The sequence below is a fragment of the Mesorhizobium sp. M7A.F.Ca.CA.002.04.1.1 genome, assembly GCF_004022805.1.
GTDB classification, from domain to species: Bacteria; Pseudomonadota; Alphaproteobacteria; order Rhizobiales; family Rhizobiaceae; genus Mesorhizobium; species Mesorhizobium ciceri.
The window spans coordinates 1-775 of sequence record NZ_RZPL01001201.1 but is presented as its reverse complement, the minus strand read 5'-3'; the positions used below and the strand labels follow the sequence as shown (position 1 = coordinate 775).

General features: G+C 68.6%; 1 pseudogene. It reads left to right on the top strand.

Going from position 1 to position 775, the window contains the following annotated elements:
- Positions 1 to 775: pseudogene (locus tag ENZ75_RS33300) on the top strand (sarcosine oxidase subunit alpha family protein); the annotation flags it as partial.

Below are 775 nucleotides of genomic sequence, written 5' to 3'. Positions count from 1 at the left end.
GCATCATGTCGGCGGATGCGGCGTTCGCCTATCTCCGGCGCCACGCTGTGCTGGTCGGCCGCCGCATCATCGTCGCCACCAACAATGACAGCGCCTATGAGGTGGCGGGGGCGCTTGCCGAGGTTGGCGCCGAAGTCAGGCTTGTCGATATCCGGCGTGACGGCGCGCCTGCGGCGGCGGCCAATGTCCGGCTGATCAAGGGGCGTTCTCTCGCATCCGCCAGCGGCAAGCTGCGCGTCGACGGCGTGACGCTCGACGACGGCACGAGGTTCGATGCCGATTGCGTTGTGGTCTCCGGCGGGTGGACGCCGACCATCCATCTCTTCGGCCAGGCCAAGGGCAAGCTCGCCTGGAGCGATGCGCGCGCGGCCTTCCTGCCGGGCGAACCGGTCGGCGGTATCGCCGTGGTCGGCGCCGCAGCCGGCGCGGTCTCCTTGTCGGAGGTGTTTGCCGGCGTGGAAAAGGCATTCGCCGGCAAGGAGAACGCGGCAACACCACGCAGCACCGGGCCGGAGGCGACGGACGGCATTCTCCCGGCCTGGCCGATGCCGGGCTCGAAAGGCCGCATCTGGATCGACTACCAGAACGACGTGACGGTGAAGGACGTCGAGCTGGCCGCACGCGAAAACTTCGTCTCGGTCGAACATCTGAAGCGCTACACCACGCTCGGCATGGCGACCGACCAGGGCAAGACCTCCAACCTGCCCGGGCTGGCGCTGATGGCAGGGATTACCGGCCGCACGGTGCCGGAGGTCGGCACCACCACCTACCGGCC